Below are 19,982 nucleotides of genomic sequence, written 5' to 3' on the forward strand. Positions count from 1 at the left end.
CGGATTTGGGCCTGCTGCCGCGTTAAAATCCGCTTGCTTAGCCCACTAAGCGGCGCGCTTTTTGCCTTGCATCAGGCCCAAATCCGACGAAACGCGATCCGGAAATAAAGCGTCAACAGAGCCTAGCATCCGCCAGCGTATTCTCACCGAGCTGGAGGCCATTGAAGCCCGACATCAGGTGCGGGTGCTGTTTGCCTGCGAATCCGGCAGCCGTGCCTGGGGATTTGCATCGCCAGACAGCGATTACGATGTGCGCTTCCTCTATGTGCATCAACCGGAATGGTATTTCCGGGTCGAACCACAGCGCGATGTGATTGAGCTCCCGATCTCGGACGAGCTGGACATCAGCGGCTGGGAGCTTCGCAAGGCGCTGCAGCTATTGCGCCGTTCCAATCCCACCCTGCTCGAATGGCTGGACTCACCAATCGTCTACCGCCGGGATGAAGCCGTGATAGACAAGCTACGAACACTGGCGCCGGTTTTCTTTTCCCGCCGTAAAGGAAGGTGGCACTACTTGGCCATGGCAAGGAAGAATTTCCGCGACTATCTGCAGGGAGACACCGTTCGACTGAAGAAGTACCTGTATGTGCTACGTCCCTTGCTCGCTGCCCGCTGGATCGATTCTGGCCGGGGAATGCCGCCGATGCGTTTTGCCACAATGGCTGAGGCATTGATTAACGACAACGCCCTGCGCGATGAAATCAACGCCCTGCTCCGAGTCAAAATGGCCTCTGGCGAAGCCGCACATGGCGACCGCTTTACATTGATCCATGCCTTTATCGAGGCAGAACTGGCCAAAGCCGAACACGACACTGACCCGAAAAAGCCGGCAGGCGATGAGCACTTGCTCGACCAGATGCTGTTTCAGGTGGTACACCAGACCGCCAGCGCACCCGCTCGCGTCGAGCAAACCCCGCCGCAGTGAACTAAAAATCAGGGTAAGCCATTTGCGTCCCGAAGTCGGCCATGCCGCCCGACTCGGGCAACCCTGGAGACAACCATGCAAGTACAGCCGTACCTGATTTTCAATGGCCGGTGTGCCGAAGCCATCGAGTTCTACAAAAAGGCCGTCGATGCGCAGATTTTGTTCCAGATGCAATACAAGGACGCTCCGGATCAAGCGCATGTCCCACCGGGATCAGGCGAGAAAATGATGCACGTCAGTTTCAAGATCGGGGAGTCAGTGTTGATGGCGGCAGACGGCCAGGAGGACGCCCCAGCCGCCATGGAAGGCTGTTCCTTATCAATCAGCGTCGAAACCACCACCGATGCCGACCGCGTATTCCAGGCACTGGCCGCAGGCGGCACCATCACCATGCCGCTGACCAAGACATTCTGGAGCGAGGCATTTGGCATGCTGGTCGATAAATTCGGCATCTCCTGGATGATCAATGTCGAACACTAGGCTCTGTTGATCGCTGGCAAGACAGCCGGGTGACGCCTTCCACTTTGGACAGTGTGTCCCGACAGACTCGGCAGAACAGACATCAAATTAACCAGTCGCGCACAAAAAGCAGGGGTTTCTTGCATTAGAAGCCTTGCACCGATAGTCCGACAGGTGATCACTGTGCTAACTTCGGCTTCGGGCTGAAAACAACGACCAGCAAGGTCGCGGGCCCGCTACCGAATACCATTACCCGGCGCCGCGCCGGGACTGATTGGGGAAGCACAAGGAGAGAGCCGAATGTTCAATTCGATTATGGTAAAAACCGAAGCAGGACAAGCCGCCCTGAAAGACCGGCACGCCTGCCCCGCTTTGACAGGCAGATTGCGGACCCTGCTGTTGCAGGTCGATGGTCACAAAACTGGTGGCCAGTTGAATGACATGGCCGAGTCACTGGGCGCCCCGGTAGGCTCGGTTGGCAAGCTGGTCGAACTCGGGCTGATTGAGGCCAGCACCACCGCCGAGCTTGAGTTGGTCGCCGCAGACATCCTTACTGAAACATCAGATAGCCATACCGCGCCGGCAACTGCCACCGTAGCCAAGCCAGCCCCACCGAAAGCGGTTGCCATCCCGGACACCATCTCCCCAGAAGAAGAAGCGACGGTCGCTACCGTCAGGGGCTTGCTGAAAAGTGTCGCCTCGGAATATCTGGGCCTCAGCGGTTTGTTTTTTACCCGTAAGCTCGAAAAAAGTACCCGGCTTGAAGAATTGCGGCCATTGGTCGAAGAGCTACGCAAAGCGATTGCCAAAGCCCGCAACAAGGTCCATGCCGACCTCGCGGTTGACGATATCGTCAAGCTGCTGCAGTAAACTGGCTTGGTGGTATTCCGGATATCGACAACTCACCTTTCTTCCTGAACGTCATACGTGATCATTGGGATCAGTCTTGCAAAAAGAACGAATGTTCTCTATGTTAAAACCCCCAAACCACAGGAGATATGTCAATCATGATGGCGTACGTATTGCTGGGCACCAACGATCTGCCCCGTGCAATCTCGTTTTACGAGGCACTGTTCGAGGGGCTCGATGCCAAACGTGTGTGGGAGTCCGAGCGCGGTATTGCCTGGAGCAACAATCCTTCGGCGCCTGGCTTGGGTGTGATCCTGCCGTTTGACGAAAAGCCGGCCACGATTGGCAATGGCAGCATGGTGGCGCTTCACATGCCTTCCCGCGAGTGGGTTGACAAACTCTACGCCAAGGCCCTCGCGCTAGGCGGTACCGATGAAGGTGCCCCTGGTGAGCGTGGCCCGGGCTTTTACGCTGGCTACTTCCGCGATCTCGACGGCAACAAGCTCAACGCTGTCTGTTTCGGTTAAGCGCTGCAATCAAAAAAGAGGCTTTCGCCTCTTTTTTGATTTATGCACCAAAGATCTGGGGTGCTCAGTTCGGCAGACTGGTCTTGATCCATTGCAGAATCTGCCCGGACGACAGGGCACCACTTTGTCGTGCCACCTCCTGCCCGCCAACAAACAGGATCAGCGTTGGAATACTGCGGATGCCAAAGTGCCGACTGGCAACCGGAGCTGCATCAGAATCCACCTTGACAAACCGCACCTGCGGCCATTTGCTGGCAGCCTCAGCAAACTGCGGCGCCATCATCTGGCAAGGCCCACACCAGGCAGCCCAGAAATCCACCACCACGGGCAGCTCGGTTCCTGCCAGAAAACCAGGCAGGGCTGCATCAGACAGGGCGACGGGCTCGGGCGTCAGCAGGGCCTGCCCGCATTTTCCACACTTCGGCCCAGCCTCCAGCTTGTCTTCAGATACCCGATTCTTCGCGGCACAAGCGGGACACACTAGCAACATTCTCGTCTCCAACAATGAGTCAACAGAACCTAGATCAAGGCAATGCCGCTGATCTCAAGCCCCCGGCAAGGCGAAGGCGCAAACGCATTTTTTCGACAAAGCACTACCCATGCCCAATTCTTTGTGTTAGATTGCGCGCCGGTTTGGAGAAAAAGTACCAAACCTGCCTACCTTGCAGTTCTCAAGCCCCAGTCCTTTTGGCTTGCCTCTCGGAATAAATCCGATAAAAACGAGAGCGCCGTTCCAGATGCCCCACGAGCTTGTTATCGCCCGGCTTTCTGCTTTGTCAGAGTCCTGGCTCGCTGTGACGAAGGCCCCGCGCCGTGGACTGGCAGACCGCTTATAACAAGCATAAAACCCCACCTTTCCCCGGCTTTTTCGTACCGTGCCATGCCCTGTTTGGGCCAGCAAGGTGCCTTGGACATTCCAGGCCCCCGAATCATTTTACTGATTCCCGCCAGAAACTACCGGCTATGCCATCGCGTATTTATTTGATAAATAACGCAGATTTTTATATCCAAAGTTTCTGACTGAAATTCGCATTGCCGTTTGCGGAATTAGGGCTTGTCTCCTGGCAACTTCTGCGCTAAATATAGAGTTGGCGGCGCTTGTTGCGCGAATTTTTTGTTTGGAAAATTGAAAAATGATTATCAAAGAACTACAACCGGGTGACCGTTTCATCCAGAACCATCATGGTGAAAACATCTGCTTTGAAGTAATTGCCATTAATCCTGTTGGTCGGCAATACGAAGTGAGCTTCCGCTCGCAACTGGGTGAAGCCTCCGCTTATTACCCTGGCAATGCCCACATCACCATCAGCCCGACCCGCGATAACCAAGCGGCACTCAATTGATGCCCAAAACCGGGCGAGCCTTCAGGCCATCTGCAGAAACCTGAGGCTCGTCTCTGGTTTTTCGCCTCAGGGCAAGGTATCTACCAAGCTGTAATTTCCACGTCCCAGCATTTCCTCGACATCCGCACCGAAGCCCACATAGATCCGGGTTCCGCTCAGCCCTTCCGTCAGTTTTATCCCTTCATAAACCGATATTTCCTGCTGCTCGGCCAGCGTGAGCATTGCCGATGCTGGCGCAGGCAGGCTGACAGGCTTCCAGCCGCTGCCATGCCTCTGGTAAAGCGTGCCATCTGGCAATTGCGCCACAATGTAGACATTCACCGCTCGTCCCTGATCCAGCTTGCGCGGTGTCAGCGTTACCGACAAGGTGCGCAGCCCATCGCGAGTGATCGCCTTGGGTTGAAAGCTCAAGGGTCGGTACGCCGGCAAAGCCTGCCAGGCGGCTGCGACATCAAGAATGCCGTAGCCCCAGCCATAGTCGGGCAGATCAGGCAAAGGCTTGCGGGCATCGAACCGGGCCAGGTTGCCGCTGTACCGATTGAGTGCAGTCTGTCCAAGCAAGGCGGCGCGCACTTCTTCCGGCGTCAGATCGGGATTGCGTTGCAGCAGCAGGGCAATCGCGCCGCTTACGTGCGGGGCCGCCATACTGGTACCGAATTCCGCCACATGCACACCATCCGGATCGGTCATCGATCCATTGGCCAAACCCATATCACCTGACAGCGCCGAGAACACTGCCATGCCAGGCGCCACCAGCTCGGGCTTGAGCTGGGGTGGGCACTTGGCAAGATTACTGCATACCCGCCTTGGCCCCCGACTGGAGAAACGGGCGAGATCACCCAAGGTGTAGCGGTCCGCAAAGCTGACCTCCCCCTCCAGACTGTTCCAATCGGTCCGGGTAACGTAGGCTCCCACGCCAATCACTTTGGATGCGGTGGCGGTATCCACCAGACTCTCACGCGTCAGCGTGCCGGGCGGCACCACAAAACTGCCTTCCAGCCCCCCTTCCCCGCCTACAAGGCTATAGGAACTCGCTGCATCCGCCCGATCCGCCCGAATTTGGATCGTCCACTCGCCCAGCGCCAACGAACTTTGACCGCGCTTGAAGTCGATCAGAACCTGCTTATCGCCATTCTCAGGATTCGCCTGCACCTGGCTCATGAAAGTCAGGCGGCCACAAGCAGTTTCGGTCACCACGGGTGTGCTGCCAGATGAAATCCAGCCGCTATCGCAAACCCGATCTCCGCTGACAGGCCCCAGCACTCTGACGGCATAGTCATCGGCACCGGGGTACCAAAGTTCAGCCTGTTCCCCCTGGCTGCCAACGTGGATCAGATACGGCCAGCTGACAGTTTGCCCGCGCTCGATGGTTCCACCGACACGCACCGGCACCTCGGCTTCATTGCCGGCCGACGCCACCAGCATGAAGCCCATCTCGACAGCATTCGACAAGGCTCGCTCATAGTTCGACGTGCCATCCCTTGGCCCGTGATAACTACCAAAGCTCATATTCACCACTGCGGGCTTGCCGGCGGCTTTGCTGGTGCGTTTGATATAAGCCAGCGCATCAACGATGGCATTGCTGGTCGTCACATCGCGGTCGAGTGCATTCACGATCACCAGATCAGCTTCCGGCGCCATGCCAACGTAGCGGAAAGCCGGCTTGCCGCCCCCGGTTGCCGCCCCGTTACCTGCAGCGATGGCGGCAACGTGGGTACCGTGGCCGGAGGGGTCATCGAGCAGGCAATTGGCGGCAGAGCGGCCGTCACGCAAGGCGCTATTGATTGCCCCGGCCGTACATTCACTGCCATAACTGAAACTTGCCGGAGGTTTGCCGGCACGCTTGCTCTCACGTTGGTCCCACGCGGCAAGCAAGCGGGTGCTGCCATCGGGTTTGCGGAAATCTGCATGTCTGATGTCGATGCCATCATCGATAATGCCAACAATCACCCCTTTCCCGGTGGCACCCGTCCAGTTGGGCGCCTGACCAGTTCGCAGACGACTGGCGCCGGTCTGCACCACACTCGTGGACAACAGACGCCGTGCCGGCCTGGCCACTTCAAACGACACCAGCGTATCGCTAGCCGCCACCGCCGCCAGCTGATGCAGGGGCACTTCAACCGAGGCCACATCACCCACCACCGAATGCAGAGTAATGCCAAGTCGCTCCAGCTCTCTCAGGCCGCCCAGCTTGAAGCGCAGCAAACCCTTGATGCTGGGGGTCTCGGCAAAACGATTCCCCATCGCCACCGAAGGCAAGGTATGTCGGGCGAGGTCCGGCCGCTGTGCGGCCAGGGTGGCGGGGGCATCCAGATACGCGGCGGAAACCGGCAGGGTAAAGGTCAGGAAACAGGCAATGACGGCGTGGCGCAACAACATCGGGCAATCTCGCAGCAACTAGACAAAACGCCGAGTATAGGCCGGGAGCCAGGCTCTGTTGACGTTTTGTTTCCGATCGCGCCGGACGAAAAAAAGCCGCCCCCGGACAGGGGCGGCAGATCGGAGTGATGATAAACCGGGTGATGGCTTAATGCAGGGTGTAAACCTTGCCGAAAGTGGACTTCTGTAACATCTCGGCATCGCTGGCACCGTAGCCCATATAGATCTCGGTGCCGACCAGGCCGCTCAGGTCGATGCCCGACACAATCGGCACTTCCATGGAGGCTGTGGCAGGGGCCAGATTAGGATTGATAGGTGCAATCGGCGAGGACAAAGGCTCCCAGTTGGCGCCATGCCGGATAAAGAACGCCCCATTGGGCAGGCGTGCAGCAAGGTAGACATAAACCTGCTTACCGACATCGGCCGTAGCGGGAGTGATGGTTCCCACCAATGCCAGGGTCTTCAGATCGCCCGTTGCGCTGGCGGTGAACTTCGCCGTACCGCCACCCGAGCTACCGCCGGAGATGGCGTTGTATGCCTTGGCGACATCCAGAATGCCATAGCCCCAGGCGTCATTCGGGGTTGCCGGCATGGGTTTGGCGGCATCGAAAGTCGGCAGGTTGGTGGTGAAGTTGTTGGTCTGCACATTGCCGAACAACAAGCGCTTGACGTCAGCCGGGGTCAGGTTGGGGTCTTTCTGCAACAACAGGGCAATGGCGCCGGATACATGCGGTGTGGCCATGCTGGTGCCGTTGTAGGCCACATGCTGGCCATCCGCCTCGACCGTGGTGTTGTCGCTACGGGGGGCATCCTGCCCCAAGGAAGACATGATCATCGCGCCTGGCGCAGTGATTTCCGGCTTCATGATCGGCGGGCACTTGCTGGCGTTGCTGCAATCACGACGCGGGCCACGGCTGGAGAACGCCGCCACATCACCAATCGGACCATGGTTGGTGTTGGTGCTTGCGCCATTGAGCGAGTTCCACTGCGTCTTGGTGACGTAGGCGCCGACCGCAATCACGTCTGTCGCTGAAGAAGTATCGGTCAGAATCTGCTTGGTAACGGCATCGGTATGATCTGTAAACACGCCGTTATTACCGTCGTCCGCGCCGATCATGCTGAAGGTGCTGCCAGCCGCTGCAACCGTGCCGGTGATGCTGATTGTCCACTTGCCCTGTTTGAGCGCACTGGTACCAGGGTTGATGTTGATGGTGATCTGCCGGTCATCGTTATTGGGATTGATGTCAGTTGAGGTGATCACCACCTGACCGCATGCGGTTTCCTTGGTTGCCACCGGATCGGCGGGATTGATGGTATCGGTGACGCAGTCCGCCTGCGGGCCAGTGACCTTGACGGCGTACTTGTTGGTGCCGGGGTACCACATTTCAACCGTTTGGGCTTTATCCACGGGAATGTTGTAGCCAACATTCACGGTTTCGCCCTGCGCAATGCTGCCGTGGGCACGGATCTTGTCGGTTGACTCATTGCCTGCCGCCCCAACCAGAATGAAGCCCTTGCCGCCGGCGTTGGTCAAGGCTTTCTCGTAGTTGGATGTGCCATCGCGGGCGCCGTAGTAGCTACCCAGCGACAGGTTGACGACGGCCGGCTTGCCCAGCGCCGCCGCCTTCTGCTTGATGTAGTTCACCCCATCCACCACGGCATTGCTGGTGGATATGCCGCCGCCAATCGAGTTGGCCGCCATGATGTCGGCCTGTGGGGCCATCCCCACAAATCGGTAAGCTGTCTGGCCATTGCCGGTCTGCTGGCCATTGCCAGCAGCAATCCCGCCTACGTGGGTGCCATGATTTCCCTTGGAAGGCTGGGTACAGGCTGTCGAGCTGGTCCCCTCGGTAATCGCCTTGTTCAGCATCTCGACCGTGCATTCCCCGCCGTACTGGAAACCGGACGGCGGGCTACCTGCCGGGCCGCTTGCCCGCTGGTCCCACAGACCCAGCAAGCGGGTTGTGCCATCCGCATTACGGAAATCCAGATGACGGAAATCCAGGCCATCATCGACCACACCAACAATCACGCCCTTACCGGTAGCCCCGGTCCAGTTTGGCGCCGTGCCGGAGCGGATCTGATCCGCATGGGTGGCCGGAACGCTGGCTTCGAGATGCGCCCGTAACTGACGGGCGGCTTCAATGTAAATCACTCCAGGTTGTGCCGCGATCAGGCCCACCTTGGAAACCGGAATATCAACCGTTGCGATATCACCCGACACAGAATGCACAACCGCCCCTTTGGCGCGGATACTGTCGAGCCCTTTTCCTTCAAAGCGCAGCAGGGTCTTAACCACCGGCTCGCTGGCAAACTGCGACTTCTCCAGCGCAGCACGCGCTAACACCTTCTCGGCCAAAGCTGGCTTCTGCGCCACAGCGGTCAAGGCTGCATCCAGCTTGGTGTAGGCCCAGGAAGGGCTGCTCAGCGCGGCGCTGACAGCAACGAAAATTGCAAGACGCTTCATGAATTATCCACCTCATGTTTTGACAACGGTTCAGGCAGGTCGCAACGCTCCCGCCCCCTCGCTTCCAGATCACCCCATTCAACAGAGCCTAGCCAGATCCTGGCGGAATGAACGGGAACAACAGGCTGCGCAGCATTGCACATCCCGCATTTCGCCAGACTAAGCAATCTCTAACCATCCCCTCACCAAGCCATCACAAGTAATACAGCTAACACTCCCCGCCGCTTCGAACCATTCACCCCTGCACAGAGCCGCAGTCAGCGAGCAAGCATCAACCAGCGGAAAACGCCCACGATCTTGTGCAGGCGCAACCGCCGTCGTCCTCGCACAGGCTTGTACGACGGCGGCACCTTGCCCTTGTTTGATAGCAGGAAATGCGGGGTTTGCTGCTCACAAAAATCTGAACCTTGGCACGCCGGTCGCAACTCCCGGCGGCGCATCCCGGCTTAGTGACTGTTTTAAAAAGGGAAAATCAACAACGCCTGCTGCAGTGCAAAAAACCGGAGCATCCTGGCCCTTGCATGATCGGCGCGCAGGCATGAACTTCTCGCAAATCCGAGCAATATCCGGGCTAAAATGGCCGGTCATACTGATTAAAGACCTTCGAGGGAAACTCATGCTCGATATCCAAATTTTGCGCAACGACATCGAAGCCGTCGCTCAGCGACTGGCTGCGCGCGGCTTCGCTCTCGATGTCGCGGCCTTCACTGCACTTGAAAACGAACGCAAGCAACTGCAAACCCGCACCCAGGATCTGCAAGCCAAGCGCAACAGCAGCGCCAAACAGATCGGCATTGCCAAATCAAAAGGGGAAGATGTCTCCGCGATCATGGCCGAGGTGGCGAATCTTGGCGACGAGCTGAAAGCCTCGGAAGAGGCCCTGGCCGCGCTGCAGACCAAACTGTCCGACCTGTTGCTGCACGTTCCTAACCTGCCGCATGAATCCGTGCCCGCCGGGAATGATGAAACCGGCAACGTCGAAGTCCGGCGCTGGGGTTCGCCCCGTCAGTTCGACTTTGCCGTGCGCGATCATGTCGATGTCGGTGCCCCTCATGGCCTGGACTTCGAGACCGGCGCCAAGTTGGCTGGCTCCCGCTTCACGCTGCTCAAGGGGGGGATTGCCCGCCTGCATCGTGCGCTGGCGCAATTCATGATCGACACTCACACCACCCAGCACGGCTACACCGAGGCGTACACCCCCTACATCGTCAATCCGGAAGTCCTGTTCGGTACCGGCCAGCTGCCCAAGTTTGCCGATGATATGTTCAAGGTCGAACGCGGTGGCGATGGCGGCCATACGCAATACCTGATTTCGACTGCCGAAATCTCGCTGACCAACACGGTGCGAGACAGCATCCTCAAGGCCGAAGAACTGCCGATCAAGCTGACTGCGCATTCGCCCTGCTTCCGTTCCGAGGCCGGTGCTGCGGGTCGCGATACACGCGGCCTGATCCGCCAGCACCAATTCGACAAGGTGGAAATGGTGCAGATCGTTCATCCCGACCATTCCTACGCGGCACTGGAAGACATGGTCGGTCATGCCGAAGCCATTCTGCAAAAGCTGGGCCTGCCTTACCGCGTGCTGACGCTATGCACTGGCGACATGGGCTTTACCGCTGCCAAGACTTACGATCTGGAAGTCTGGCTACCCGCCCAGAACACCTTCCGCGAGATCTCGTCGTGCTCCAACTGTGAAGCCTTCCAGGCCCGGCGCATGCAAACCCGCTTCAAGAACGAACAAGGCAAGAACGAGCTGGTGCATACCCTCAACGGCTCGGGGCTGGCCGTGGGTCGTACCCTGGTGGCGATTCTGGAGAACTACCAGAATGCCGATGGCAGCATCACCATTCCAGAGGTTCTGCGCCCTTATATGGGCGGCCTGGAAAAACTGGGCTGATCCAGAAAAAAACAAAAGGAGGCTTGCCTCCTTTTGTTTTTTGCGCGGTCTATCCATAACTAATACTGAGTCATGCCGTCTGGCCACAACAGGATCTGGTCTACCGCAGGAATCAGGTCTTAGGCTCTGTTGACGTTTTCCATAAAAAGAGGGAAGCACGATGAGTGATTATCTGGTCTGGTTCGTCCTGGCGGCGCTGGCTGTCGGACTGGAGCTGACGACCGGCACGTTCTATCTGCTGGTATTCGGCATCGCCTTTACCGGTGGCGGCATTGCCGCCTTACTGGGGCTTCCGTTCAACCTGCAGTTGCCGATTGCGGCAGCCATAGCCATTGCCGGCACGGTCTGGCTCCGCAGCCGCCGCTTATCGACATCGGTCAAGGCAGAACAGCAGCAAACCGGCGATATCGGCCAGCGCGTCAGCGCCGAAACCTGGCACGACGATCAGCACCTGCGGGTACGCTATCGGGGCACGCAATGGGATGCCGAACTGGCCGCACCATTACCGGAACGGCCAGCCGATCTCTACATTACCGGCCTGCGTGGCAGCACTCTGCTCGTATCCGGCACCCCGCCGCACGCCTAGGCTCTGTTGACGTTTTGTTTCCGGATCGGAAATGAAATATCGACAGCTCCAGGCCCAATCCAAACCAATCCCCAAACAAGGAGTCCCGTGTGCAAACCATCTTTATTCTGGTTGTCATTGTTGCCCTGATATTCGTTTTCAAGTCGATCAAGGTCGTGCCGCAGCAACATGCCTATGTGATCGAGCGCCTGGGCCGATTTCATGCCACCCTCGGCCCTGGCCTCAACATCATCATCCCGTTCCTTGATCGCCTCGCCTACAAGCACGATCTGCGTGAAATCCCGCTGGATGTCCCGAGCCAGATCTGTATCACCAAGGACAACACCCAGCTGCAGGTGGATGGGATTCTGTACTTCCAGGTCACCGACCCCCAGCAAGCCTCCTATGGCTCCTCCAACTTCGTGCTGGCCATTACCCAGCTGGCACAGACCACACTGCGCTCGATCATCGGCCGGATGGAGCTGGACAAGACCTTCGAGGAACGCGACGACATCAATCGCCACGTCGTATCGGCACTGGATGAAGCCGCAGCCAACTGGGGTGTGAAAGTACTGCGTTACGAAATCAAGGACCTGACCCCACCCAAGGAAATCCTGCACGCCATGCAGGCCCAGATTACCGCCGAGCGGGAAAAGCGTGCCCTGATTGCCGCATCTGAAGGTCGCAAGCAGGAACAGATCAATATCGCCACCGGTCAGCGTGAGGCGGCGATCCAGCAGTCGGAAGGTGAGAAGCAATCATTCATCAACCGTTCCGAAGGTGAAAAACAGGCGGCCATCAACCGCGCTGAAGGGGAGTCGGAGTCGATCAGACTGGTTGCCCGCGCCACTGCCGAGGCCATCCACATGATTGCCCAGACCATTCGCCAGCCGGGCGGCACCGAGGCCGTCAACCTCAAGATCGCCGAACAATACATCGACGCCTTCGGCAAAATCGCCAAGAGCAGTACCACCATGCTGCTGCCTGCGAATGCATCGGATGTTGCAGGTATCGTGGCAACGGCTATGAATGTAGTGAAGACCACGCAAGCGCCGGGCAGCGGTAGCAACACCCACCGCTGATCGGCTGGCCGCCAGGCCAGACTGGATACCGTAGACAGCGAAGCCCCCGACTGCGGGCATCATAAGGATCGAGGAGTGCACCATGCCTGAACAGAAATACCGACTGATCACCCGCAGCGACTTCGATGGCCTCGTCTGTGCCGTGCTGCTGAACGAATTGGGGCTGATCGACGACATCAAGTTCGTTCACCCCAAGGATATGCAGGATGGCAAGGTGGAAGTTACCGAGCGTGACATTACCACCAACCTGCCCTATGTCGCGTCAGCCCATCTGGCCTTCGATCACCACTTCTCCGAGACGCTACGCAACCCGGGAGGCAAGCAGAACCACATCATCGAAGCCGATGCCCCCTCGGCAGCGCGGGTGGTTTACAACTACTACGGCGGTAAAAAGGTCTTCGCTGCCATCCCCGACGACATGATGCTGGCCGTGGACAAAGCTGACTCGGCCCAGTTCAGCCGCGAGGAAATCCTCAACCCTACAGGCTGGGTGCTACTGAACTACCTGATGGACGCCCGCACCGGCCTCGGTCGTTTTCGCGAATTCCGGGTATCGAACTACCAGCTGATGATGGATCTGATCAAGCACTGCCGCGACCACACCATCACCCAGATCCTGGCCTTGCCGGATGTGAAAGAGCGGGTAGATATGTACTTCGAGCACGGGCCCAAAGCCAAAGAGCAGATTGCCCGCTGCACAACGGTTCACGGCAACCTCGCGATCATTGATCTACGCAAGGAAGATACCATCTGGGCAGCCAACCGCTTTCTGATCTACGCGATGTACCCGGAAACCAATATCTCGATCCATGTGCTGTGGGGGTTGCAGCAGCAGAACACCGTTCTGGCCACTGGCAAATCCATCCTCAACCGCAGCTCAAAAACCAATATTGGCGAGCTGATGCTGCAGTACGGCGGCGGCGGCCACGAGAATGCCGGCACCTGTCAGGTGGCCAACGACCAAGCCGAAACCGTAATTGCCGCGCTACGTAGCAAAATCAACGCAGACGGCTGATACCGGCTTCCCTCCGCTTTCCGGGTGAGTCTGCGCCCAGACTCACCCGGTTTGTCCGTTCGATGAGTATCCAGATTATATTTATTAATGTAACAGTTGTGGCTGCAGGCCCATTTACGTACCTGGCGTCACAGGTGTGCATCTTGTATTCGGCATTGAAGTAGGAGACCTCAATAACTATTTTGCCTGGCACTACGACATGTGGGTAAATTGAGAAAACTCCCGAATCATCAAACGAAACATTCCAAGAAAATACATCCATTCACTCCAATCTAGAATAAATACCTGATCGACATACTAAATTTCCTGAACGGGAGCGCACTCAAAAATTTGAATAGCCGGGAAAATATCTATCATGCGGAAAACATAAGGGATTTGACCTGGACAAGTCCATCGCCAGAATATTTCATTTCGATGCACCAAGCAAAGCCCTGAAACCAAGAAAGTTGACTTTCAAAAATCACCCCCTTTACTAATAACAAGAATTTAATTCCCAATTGCAATACACTCCAAATCCATTTCATCAAAAAAAATTTAAAATATCTTTCCTCTCTTAAACCATTGCCAATCACCAAACAAGGGGCTAAAATAAAACTCACCTCTACGAGGCAACCACTCTACACAAAGGCAACACGAGGCACAACATGCCAGCAAGAAACAAATCATTAGTTTTAATCACATTCATTACACTCTTACTGAGCACGTCAGCGGCTGAAGCTACAGTTAACCTGAACTGGACCATATTTACCAAGGAGTCCTTATCAGGCCAGGCAATTTCCGACGCATCTGTTTATTTCAGGTTTATAGACAAAAGAACACAAAAGATAACCGATAAAACCTGTGCCACTGATAAAAACGGGCAATGTACTTTTGAAACACTTGCCGCCGGCGGCATGATTCGTAGCCCAAATTTCGATATACAGTACAAAGCAGAAAAATCCGGCTATTCAAAAAGATTCACCTACAAGAGTGAAGACCTTAAAACAGAGAACCCTAAGGTTTACATTACGATGAATCCTTTAAGAAAATTCGAAACCCCGGTGTTCGTAGATGCCAGTAGCAACAGCATCGTCGGGGCAAAAGTTTCTTTTTCGACAAGGTACAATGATCGAATCGAATCCGAGCGCGTCACTTGCACTACCACCCAAGATGGCAAATGCACCCTTGCATTTGACGGTGAGTTGTTTACTGGATTCGTCTCAGCCCCTGGTTATTACGCTGAATCAGTAACCATGGCATCGCCGCCTGAAATAATTTCTCTGAAAAAAATCATTACTGATCTAGACTTATCCCGCATGGAAAGTGAAGTAGCCGTCGAATGCACAGGGAAAGAAAGTTGCGAAAGAGCATTTTCTTTAGCTCAGATTTATTTATTGAAAGTTTCAAGTCAAAAACTGCAAATCGCCACAGATACCATAGTTGAAACATACAACCCATCTCTACCCAACACAATTGGCGGACGTGTCTATAAAGAGCCTATAAAAGGCGATAAATGGCGAATCGCCATACAGTCTTATTGCTCGGAGCCAATAGAGAAGAAAAAAGAAGATGTGGAAGCGATTGTTGATCGTGATCGAGACGCCAGAGCATGCGCCGAACGAAGAGTGAAAATTTACCAAGACTTTAAGCGATCTGTTCACAACTAGCTTTACATCGCATCATAAGCTTTAAGCCCATATTTACCAACTTCCTCGTTAGAAGATTCATTTCTGCGCGCAAATAGATTTTTAAATCAATGGATTGTTTGCAACCGGAAATGAATCTACTTTCGAGAACGTTAGCATTCAGTACTTTTGCAAATTTACTGCGATTTTAATTTCTCACTAGCTTCACTACTTTTATAAATTACTCCTCCAGCGTATTACGCTGCAGTGCCACTAGAAGCGGAAATTCTTTTACAAGCAACCCTCGTCCAACAGCCATACAATTTACCCATCCTCTCCAAATGGATTAGCCCGACAAAACATGCCACAGATGAAGATCTGATGAAATATGTTTCAATCCATTTGGATTCTTTATTTCGTCATGCAATCACGTTACATTTTCTCCGCTCGATGACGCAGTATTGAAATGGGCCTCTATCAGGGGAACCCCTGCTCAAAATAAAAAATACTATGAAATGCGTCACGGCAGGCCCCCTCCAAACTCACCCATTCCCAGCAAACCATTGGACATTGCGACGAAAGCGGGGGTTTGAGCGGTGCCCGATTGGGGCGGTTTTACCGCACTCGAAGACACCACAGGAGAAAATGAGAATGAAACACGCACAGGGATGGCTATTGCTTGGCGCGCTGTTGGCGAGCCAGGCGGACGCGGCCGTTAAAAATGTCCGGGTCGTCTGGGATGCCAATCCAGCCAACGAAGCCATCATCGGCTTTTCGCGCAACGGTACATCCAGCGGGCAATATCTGAAGTTTGGCACCAGTTTGACCGAAAACAGCTGGCAAACCCTCAACTCAGTCACCCAACGCACTTTCCAGTCGAGCCTGGATAGCTACTTCGTCCGTCTGACTAACCTTACCCCCGCCACCGATTACTTCTTCCGTGCCTGCGACAGCAGCGGCTGTACCGAGCCCTATGTCTTCCGTACCGCGCCCGCTACGCCCCAGGCGATGATCTTTGTTGCCGGGGGAGACTCCCGTACCAACCGCAGCCAACGCCAGGAAGGCAACCGCCTGGTGCAGAAGATCCGCCCGCATTTCATCATGTTCAGCGGTGACTACACCGACAACCATAGCGCCAGCGAAATGGCAACCTGGCTGGACGACTGGACGTTGACCTTCAGCCCGTTCACCGTCAATGGCAGCAGTGTGCGTCAAGTTCACCCGATCATCCCGACGGTGGGCAACCACGAGGGTGCCGACATGAACTTCATGTGTACGGTGTTCGGGGTGGATGCCGACCGCAATGGCAGCTGCAGCTTGCGTGACAGCTACTTTGCGCTGAATGTCGGCAATCTATTGCGCATCTACACCCTCAACACCGAATTCGAGTCGAGCTTTGCCAACGAACGCACCGCCCAGCGCAACTGGCTGAACGCCGACCTGCCCGCCAATGCCAACGCCACGGTATGGCGGCTCGCGCAATACCATCGACCGATGTTCCCACGCAGCTCGTCCAAGCCTGCGGTTACCCAGATTTCGCTGGACTGGGCGCAGCCTTTCTACGATTTCCGCATGAATCTGGTGAATGAGTCGGACACCCATATCGCCAAATACACCAAGCCGGTCAAGCCCAATGGCGCAGATTATCAAGAGATCAGTAGCGGTACCGTCTACATCGGCGAAGGCGCCTGGGGCGCGCCGGTGCGGCCGGCAGACCGTAGTGCTGCCTGGCAGGTGGATTCGGGCAGTTTTGCGCATCTGAATGTGATCCAGGCCACGCCAACAAATATGGATATCCGCACGGTATACATCTCTGGCGAAGCGGCCACCAGCAGCGTCAGTAAAGCCAGCCGGGATGCCGACCCGTTGGCCCTGCCGACCGGTTGGTCGCTATGGGATGCCGCCGGGGTCGGTAATGTGTTCAGCCTGAAGCTGGCCGCCGATAAACGCACCGAATTGAACGAAGGGAGTAGCGGTGGGGAGGGTCAATCCATCAGCCTGAGCGCCGTTCGTGATGTCACCGTGGTCAGCGACAACAGTCTGATCAACGACAGCATGGTTTACGCCGATGGTGACAAGAGCGGCAAGCAGCTGCGGGCGCTGCTGGGCTGGAATGTCAGTGCCGTACCAGCGAATGCCAGCCTCAAGCGTGCCAGCATCCGCCTGAATGTGACCGACCCTTCCAGCGGCAGCTACAACCTGTATGCCATGACCAGCAGCTGGAGCGAATCCTCCGCCCGTTATAGCCAGACCGCAGGCGGCACACTAATGGGCTCTGTCGTGCCATCCAGCACTGGCAGCGCAACACTGGTGCTCAACAGCGCCGGTCTGGGTATTGTGCAAGGCTGGATCAACGGCAGCGTGACCAACCATGGTGTCGCGCTGATCAGCGGTGGCACGACCAATGGCGTTGACTTCAGTGCCAGAGAGAACGGCAACGGCGCGCAGCTCTTGCTGAACTACACCGTGTCCGGGCGCTAGAATTTTTCCAGTCTGCTCTGCCGATCGCGCCTCGCTGAAGTTAGCCGGGCGCGATCCTCTTTCCCGCTGCAAAGACCTTCCCAAATGCTTCTGTTCGGACCGTACCCCCGCATTGTTCTGCTGCATTGGCTGGCAACTCCCCTCTGCCTGATCAGCCTGGTTAGCGGCCTGCGCCTGCAGGCCACCAGCCGCCCGGATAATTTGAGCCGCGCCCTGGCCAGCCTGCTGCCGCAAGGGGACATGTATGGCCTGCACCTGTGGGCGGCCTGCGGCTGGCTGTTGTTGTGTTGTGCCTATTTGGGCCATCGCCAACTGAGCCAACGGGGGCGCCGTCGAAATCCGCCGTCTGCCACCCTGCCGGCAGCCACGTTAAAGGGCCACCATCCGTTCAATCACTGGCTGATCCACCTCGGGCGTTGGCTGGTACTCGGTCTGGTCATCATCGGGTTGATGCTCTGGCTCGGAGGCAGCACGTTCGCAGGGGGGCGTCTGTTGATGCTGCATCGCTGGCTGGCCTGGGGGCTGCTGGTCTACGTGGTGATCCACTCTTTGGCGCAATGGGCGCTGGCAGGTCGGGTTCGCGCCATTCTGCTGCCCCATCTGCCTCGTCGCCACTGGCTGACTGCCGTGCTGGTCACGGTGAGCCTGGGTGGCATGTCCAGCCTCGCACGGCCCGCCTGGCTATGGCTGACGCAAGCCACACTGCCGGTACCCAATATTGCCGCCGACCTCATCATCACCATTGACGGTGACGCCAGCGACTCAGCCTGGCAGCAGGCGCCGGTACGTCAGGTCGATACCTTGCAGTCTGGCAACGATGCCGCCGTCGTACCAGTGCAGATCCAGGCGCTGCGGCAGGGTGAGGTCATTTACTTCCGATTCAGCTGGCCCGATACCAGCCCCAGCTTGCGCCACCTGCCACTGGTCAAGACAGCGGAGGGCTGGCGCATTCAGCAGCATGGCTTTTCACAGCGCGATGAAACGGAATTCTATGAAGACAAACTGGCCGTGCTGTTTGCCCGCCACCCCGATGCTGCAGGCGCCAGTACGCTGCAGCAAGGCCCCCAACCGCTTGCCGGCAAGCCCGCGCATATCACAGGCCGGGCGTACCATGCCGCTCCAGCGGGCGAGCTGGTAGATGTCTGGCACTGGAAGGCCGTGCGCACTCATGGCTTCAACCAGCTCGACGACAGCCATTTCGGCCCCGCTTACCCAACCGTGCCCGGTGACATTCACTATACCGGGGGTTATCGGTCCGACCCGTTGCAGGCTGGCGGCTATGCTGAAAACTGGAGCTGGCCGGGGGATGGCATCGTCACCCCCAAACGCCTGCCGCGTGATCCCGCCCTGCTGGCCCCCTTTCAACAGGCCGGAGCGGATGACCCGAATCTGTACTGGGGCCTCTCCTGGTACGAGACACGCCCTTATTCCGCTCAGGATGATCATTACCCGATAGGCACCGTGATGCCGTCAGTCCTCTGGAAAACCCGTCTGGAAGGCGATCGGGGCGATGTCCGCGCCGTTGCCCGCTGGTATCGGGGGGTTTGGACGCTAGAAGCCGCGCGCGCATTGGCCGCGACATCCCGATTCGATCTGGAACTGCAGGACGGGATTTATATGTGGGTGGCGGTGTTCGACCACAGCCAGACCCGGCATAGCTACCACTTGCGGCCGTTACGCCTGCAGTTTTCAGGTGGGGTGCGCTTATGAGCTGGTACGGGTCGAACCCAATACGCTGGCTGGCTGGCTTGACTGTTTCCAGCCTGCTCACTGGCTGTCCAGCCAGCGGTGTGGGCCCCTCGGTGGAGCGCTACCAGAAACTGGATGCCAAGGGTCGTCCGCTGGACGTCCAGCAGGGGCCGTGGGCCTGCGTGCTGGATCGGCAAACCGGGCTGATCTGGGAAAACAAAACGGATAACGAAGGTCTGCACTACGAAGCGGCGACCTATTCCTGGTTCAGCGCCGAACAAGGCACAGGCCGCCCGAAAGCAGGCAGTTGTGTCGGGGCGGACATGGGCGTCTTCGCCTGTGATAGCAGTGACTTACTGAAGTCTGCGCGGCAGCAGCAATGGTGTGGCCAGCGCGGCTGGCAGATTCCAACCCACCAGCAATTACATAGCCTGCTGCACGATACCGGCTTTGCCGGCAATCCGCGCATTGCTACGGGTTTCTTTCCCAACACCGGCCGAATGCCGTACTGGACGGCAGACTGGCGGCTGGGCGCGCAGGGCGAGGTTGAAGCCCTGCAGATTCACTTCGGCACCGCCGAGGCAGGGTGGCTATCGACCCGCCACGCCGCCCGATTGCGGCTGGTGGTAGATCCGGCGGTTACCCGCATCACCCAGCCCTGACTGCGCAACTTGCCTGACAGCCTTCAAGCTAGCCAGGT

The 19,982-nt window shown here is 57.0% G+C and carries 16 protein-coding genes; 13 read left to right on the top strand and 3 right to left on the bottom strand.

Features of this window, described 5'->3' with window-relative positions:
* Positions 1 to 61: 61 nt before the first annotated feature.
* The 4 genes from PZA18_RS16730 (at position 62) to PZA18_RS16745 (ending at position 2,760) form a co-directional block, all read left to right on the top strand.
* Positions 62 to 925 (top strand): nucleotidyltransferase domain-containing protein, encoded by an 864-nt coding sequence (locus tag PZA18_RS16730; RefSeq protein WP_308447409.1) that lies wholly within the window; start codon positions 62 to 64, stop codon positions 923 to 925.
* A 75-nt stretch (positions 926 to 1,000) separates the two neighbouring features.
* Positions 1,001 to 1,405: a VOC family protein gene (locus PZA18_RS16735; RefSeq protein ID WP_284102016.1), complete on the top strand. Its 405-nt coding sequence runs from the start codon at positions 1,001 to 1,003 to the stop codon at positions 1,403 to 1,405.
* A gap of 279 nt (positions 1,406 to 1,684) precedes the next feature.
* Complete coding sequence (locus PZA18_RS16740; RefSeq protein WP_284102017.1) at positions 1,685 to 2,254, top strand: hypothetical protein; 570 nt, start codon at positions 1,685 to 1,687, stop codon at positions 2,252 to 2,254.
* 137 nt (positions 2,255 to 2,391) lie between these two features.
* Positions 2,392 to 2,760, top strand: a complete 369-nt coding sequence (locus PZA18_RS16745; protein ID WP_284102018.1) for a VOC family protein — start codon at positions 2,392 to 2,394, stop codon at positions 2,758 to 2,760.
* A 64-nt stretch (positions 2,761 to 2,824) separates the two neighbouring features.
* Here the strand turns inward: PZA18_RS16745 and trxC are convergent, their stop codons facing one another.
* On the bottom strand, positions 2,825 to 3,250 hold the full coding sequence (trxC, locus tag PZA18_RS16750) for a thioredoxin TrxC (protein WP_284102019.1): 426 nt from the start codon (positions 3,248 to 3,250) through the stop codon (positions 2,825 to 2,827).
* A 643-nt stretch (positions 3,251 to 3,893) separates the two neighbouring features.
* Here trxC and PZA18_RS16755 point away from each other — a divergent pair.
* Positions 3,894 to 4,103, top strand: coding sequence for a hypothetical protein (locus PZA18_RS16755; RefSeq protein ID WP_284102020.1), 210 nt, complete (start codon positions 3,894 to 3,896; stop codon positions 4,101 to 4,103).
* A gap of 66 nt (positions 4,104 to 4,169) precedes the next feature.
* Here the strand turns inward: PZA18_RS16755 and PZA18_RS16760 are convergent, their stop codons facing one another.
* Both PZA18_RS16760 and PZA18_RS16765 read right to left on the bottom strand, forming a co-directional pair.
* Entirely contained in the window at positions 4,170 to 6,482 is a 2,313-nt protein-coding gene (locus PZA18_RS16760) for a S8 family serine peptidase (RefSeq protein ID WP_284102021.1), read from the bottom strand.
* Between the two features lie 148 nt (positions 6,483 to 6,630).
* Positions 6,631 to 8,949 (bottom strand): S8 family serine peptidase, encoded by a 2,319-nt coding sequence (locus PZA18_RS16765; protein WP_284102022.1) that lies wholly within the window; start codon positions 8,947 to 8,949, stop codon positions 6,631 to 6,633.
* 616 nt (positions 8,950 to 9,565) lie between these two features.
* On the opposite strand from PZA18_RS16765, the gene serS reads away from it, so the two are divergent.
* The 8 genes from serS to PZA18_RS16805 all read left to right on the top strand — a co-directional run bounded on the left by serS (position 9,566) and on the right by PZA18_RS16805 (position 19,944).
* On the top strand, positions 9,566 to 10,846 hold the full coding sequence (gene serS, locus PZA18_RS16770) for a serine--tRNA ligase (RefSeq protein WP_284102023.1): 1,281 nt from the start codon (positions 9,566 to 9,568) through the stop codon (positions 10,844 to 10,846).
* Between the two features lie 160 nt (positions 10,847 to 11,006).
* Positions 11,007 to 11,432, top strand: coding sequence for an NfeD family protein (locus PZA18_RS16775; protein ID WP_284102024.1), 426 nt, complete (start codon positions 11,007 to 11,009; stop codon positions 11,430 to 11,432).
* Between the two features lie 89 nt (positions 11,433 to 11,521).
* Positions 11,522 to 12,493: an SPFH domain-containing protein gene (locus PZA18_RS16780; protein ID WP_284102025.1), complete on the top strand. Its 972-nt coding sequence runs from the start codon at positions 11,522 to 11,524 to the stop codon at positions 12,491 to 12,493.
* Positions 12,494 to 12,575: 82 nt separating this feature from the next.
* Positions 12,576 to 13,508 (top strand): exopolyphosphatase, encoded by a 933-nt coding sequence (locus PZA18_RS16785; RefSeq protein ID WP_284102026.1) that lies wholly within the window; start codon positions 12,576 to 12,578, stop codon positions 13,506 to 13,508.
* Between the two features lie 644 nt (positions 13,509 to 14,152).
* Entirely contained in the window at positions 14,153 to 15,154 is a 1,002-nt protein-coding gene (locus PZA18_RS16790; RefSeq protein WP_284102027.1) for a hypothetical protein, read from the top strand.
* Positions 15,155 to 15,763: 609 nt separating this feature from the next.
* Positions 15,764 to 17,593, top strand: coding sequence for a DNRLRE domain-containing protein (locus PZA18_RS16795; RefSeq protein ID WP_284102028.1), 1,830 nt, complete (start codon positions 15,764 to 15,766; stop codon positions 17,591 to 17,593).
* A gap of 84 nt (positions 17,594 to 17,677) precedes the next feature.
* Positions 17,678 to 19,303 carry an ethylbenzene dehydrogenase-related protein gene (locus PZA18_RS16800; RefSeq protein ID WP_284102029.1) on the top strand — a complete coding sequence of 542 codons (1,626 nt, stop codon included), beginning with the start codon at positions 17,678 to 17,680 and terminating at the stop codon, positions 19,301 to 19,303.
* Positions 19,300 to 19,944: an Lcl C-terminal domain-containing protein gene (locus PZA18_RS16805; RefSeq protein ID WP_284102030.1), complete on the top strand. Its 645-nt coding sequence runs from the start codon at positions 19,300 to 19,302 to the stop codon at positions 19,942 to 19,944. The genes PZA18_RS16800 and PZA18_RS16805 overlap by 4 nt, the downstream gene beginning before the upstream one ends.
* Positions 19,945 to 19,982 lie beyond the last annotated feature (38 nt).

Source organism: Parachitinimonas caeni (assembly GCF_030129945.1).
In the GTDB taxonomy this organism is placed as follows: domain Bacteria; phylum Pseudomonadota; class Gammaproteobacteria; order Burkholderiales; family Chitinimonadaceae; genus Parachitinimonas; species Parachitinimonas caeni.

Coding starts and splice junctions, on each gene's coding strand:
- PZA18_RS16735 (WP_284102016.1), top strand. CDS start 1,001: ATGCAAGTACAGCCGTACCTGATTTTCAATGGCCGGTGTGCCGAAGCC.
- PZA18_RS16740 (WP_284102017.1), top strand. CDS start 1,685: ATGTTCAATTCGATTATGGTAAAAACCGAAGCAGGACAAGCCGCCCTG.
- PZA18_RS16745 (WP_284102018.1), top strand. CDS start 2,392: ATGATGGCGTACGTATTGCTGGGCACCAACGATCTGCCCCGTGCAATC.
- trxC (WP_284102019.1), bottom strand. CDS start 3,250: ATGTTGCTAGTGTGTCCCGCTTGTGCCGCGAAGAATCGGGTATCTGAA.
- PZA18_RS16755 (WP_284102020.1), top strand. CDS start 3,894: ATGATTATCAAAGAACTACAACCGGGTGACCGTTTCATCCAGAACCAT.
- PZA18_RS16760 (WP_284102021.1), bottom strand. CDS start 6,482: ATGTTGTTGCGCCACGCCGTCATTGCCTGTTTCCTGACCTTTACCCTG.
- PZA18_RS16765 (WP_284102022.1), bottom strand. CDS start 8,949: ATGAAGCGTCTTGCAATTTTCGTTGCTGTCAGCGCCGCGCTGAGCAGC.
- serS (WP_284102023.1), top strand. CDS start 9,566: ATGCTCGATATCCAAATTTTGCGCAACGACATCGAAGCCGTCGCTCAG.
- PZA18_RS16775 (WP_284102024.1), top strand. CDS start 11,007: ATGAGTGATTATCTGGTCTGGTTCGTCCTGGCGGCGCTGGCTGTCGGA.
- PZA18_RS16785 (WP_284102026.1), top strand. CDS start 12,576: ATGCCTGAACAGAAATACCGACTGATCACCCGCAGCGACTTCGATGGC.
- PZA18_RS16790 (WP_284102027.1), top strand. CDS start 14,153: ATGCCAGCAAGAAACAAATCATTAGTTTTAATCACATTCATTACACTC.
- PZA18_RS16795 (WP_284102028.1), top strand. CDS start 15,764: ATGAAACACGCACAGGGATGGCTATTGCTTGGCGCGCTGTTGGCGAGC.
- PZA18_RS16800 (WP_284102029.1), top strand. CDS start 17,678: ATGCTTCTGTTCGGACCGTACCCCCGCATTGTTCTGCTGCATTGGCTG.
- PZA18_RS16805 (WP_284102030.1), top strand. CDS start 19,300: ATGAGCTGGTACGGGTCGAACCCAATACGCTGGCTGGCTGGCTTGACT.